1 protein-coding gene and 1 pseudogene are annotated in these 2,274 nt (G+C 78.8%); both read right to left on the minus strand.

All coding sequences use genetic code 11. The features are described from left to right. Positions 1 to 1,033 (minus strand): helicase-related protein (locus tag CKO13_RS12080; protein ID WP_200261366.1); only part of this gene is annotated, 1,033 nt, incomplete at its 3' end. Between the two features lie 558 nt (positions 1,034 to 1,591). Beyond that, positions 1,592 to 2,234, minus strand: a pseudogene (gene cobJ / locus CKO13_RS12090) (precorrin-3B C(17)-methyltransferase); the annotation flags it as partial. Positions 2,235 to 2,274: the final 40 nt, after the last annotated feature.

The following is a 2,274-nucleotide window of genomic DNA, read 5'->3' on the forward strand; positions in this document are numbered from 1 at the left end:
TGAGCTCCTCGCGCAGCACCTCCGGCGGCGTGCTCTCGGGCAGCGGCGCCGCCCGCCCCCAGAGGCGGTAGCAGCGCCCCGGCTCCAGGCGCCCCGCCCGGCCGGCGCGCTGGGCGGCGCTGGCCTGGGAGATCGCCTCCAGGGAGAGGACCGTGCGGCCGTTGCGGCGCTGGGTCCGCCGCTCCAGGCCGGCGTCGACGACGGCCGTCACGCCGGGGACGGTCAGCGAGCTCTCGGCGACGTTGGTGGCCAGGATCACCCGCCGCCCGGAGCCCGGATTGAGCGCCCGGCGCTGCTCGCTTAGGGGGGCGGTGGCGTGCAGCGGGATCACCTCCGCCGAGACCCGCAGCGCCCGGCGCGCCCGCTCGATCTCGCCGCGCCCCGGCAGGAAGGCGAGCACGTCGCCCCGCGTCTCGGCGAGGCCCCGCTCGACGGCCCCGGCGAGGCGCTCGGCGAGGCCGCGCTGGGCGGGCATCTGGCGGGGCTGATCGGCGCAGTGCTCGACGGCCACCGGGTGCTCACGCCCCGCCGAGGCGAGGTGCCGGCCGCCGAGCTCCGCGGCGAGGCGCTCCCCCTCCAGGGTCGCCGAGGTCAGCACCAGGCGGTGCTCGCCGTCGGCGCGCAGCAGGGCGAGGAGCAGGTCCGTGTCCCAGCGCCGCTCGTGGAACTCGTCGAGGACGACGCCGGCGAAGCCCGTGAGCCGCCCCTCGGCCCGCCAGCGCAGGGCCACGCCGGGGGTGGCGAAGAGGATGCGGGTCTGCGCCCCGTAGCGCCGGTCCGCCCGGACGGCGTAGCCCACCTCGCCGCCGAGCGCCGCGCCGGCGGACTCGGCGACGAAGGCGGCGAGGCTCGTCGCCGCCACCCGGCGCGGCTCCACCACGAGGACCGGGCCGCGCTCGGCGGTCCACAGCGGCAGCCGGGTGGACTTCCCCGAGCCCGTGGCCGCCGTGACCACCACGTGCCCCGCCTCGAGAGCGGCGCGGAAGTCGGCGTACAGGGCGTCGATGGGCAGGCTCTGCGGGGCGTCGGCCATAGGGCGGGCATTCCATCAGGCGCGGGCGCGGATTGACAACGCCGCCTCGCCGCGCCGGTCCACAAGCTCCAGGCTGAGCGCGCCGTCCGGACCCCGTAGCCGCCAGGCGGCGCCGATCCCGCCGCCGAGCTCGGCGCGCCCGCGCCCATCGCCGACGGTGAGCCCGCCGCTCTCGGCGCGGAGCTCGCGCCCGTCGGCGAGGCAGGTCAGCCGCGCCCCGGCCCCGCCGGGGACGGCGACCTCGATCGGCCCCCATCCACGGCAGGCGGCCGCCACCGCGGCCGGCCCCGGATCGGCCAGCGCCGCGGCCCGGAACGGGTCCCCCGGCGCCGTCACGGCCTCGTCGACGGCGGCGAGCAGCTCGCCCCAGGGCACATCGAAGTACTGCGCCGCGGCGCCGAGGCTCGGCTCCGGCTGCTCGCGCAGCCAGGCCCGCACCGCCTCGGGCCAGCCCGCCAGGCCGAGCCTCAAGGAGCGGCCGCGCCGCTCGCCGCCGCCGGCGTACTTGGCGGTATAGCCCCGGGGGGTGACCATCACCCCCGAGCGCGCGAAGCTCGNCCGAGCTGCCGACGATCACGGTGGTGAGCATGTCCACCGCGCAGCGGTGGAGGGCGTCGAGGCGGGCGTGCTCGACACGCTGGCCCTCCCGGTAGGCGGCGCGGACCACCGCCACCGGCGTTCCGGGGGCGCGGTCGCGGAGGAGGATGCGCTGCGCCGCCCGGAGGTGCTCGGTGCGCCGGCGGCTGGCCGGGTTGTAGAGGGCGACGACGAAGTCGCCGCGCGCCGCCGCCTCGAGGCGCCGGGCGATGGCCGGCCAGGGGGTGAGCAGGTCGGACAGGGAGATCGTGCAGAAGTCGTGGGTCAGCGGCGCCCCGGCGAGCGCGGCGGCGGCGGCGAGCGCCGTCGTCCCCGGCACCACCTCGACCTCGAGGTCCTCGCCGGGCCGCCACCCCTGGGCGAGGAGGTGCTCGTAGGCCGGCCCCGCCATGCCGTAGACCCCGGCGTCCCCCGAGGAGACCAGGGCCACGCGGCGGCCGGCGGCCGCCTCGGCGCAGGCCGCCTCGACCCGCTCGCGCTCCTCGGTCATGCCCTTGCGGACGACGGCCTTGCCCGCGAGCAGCTCGGGGATGAGCGCCAGGTAGGTGGCGTAGCCGACGACCACCTCGGCCTCGGCGACGGCCTGCCGGGCGCGCTCGGTCATGTGCCCCGGGCTGCCGGGGCCGAGCCCCACGAGGTAGAGC

Source organism: Halorhodospira neutriphila (genome assembly GCF_016584055.1).
Taxonomy (GTDB): Bacteria; Pseudomonadota; Gammaproteobacteria; order Nitrococcales; family Halorhodospiraceae; genus Halorhodospira; species Halorhodospira neutriphila.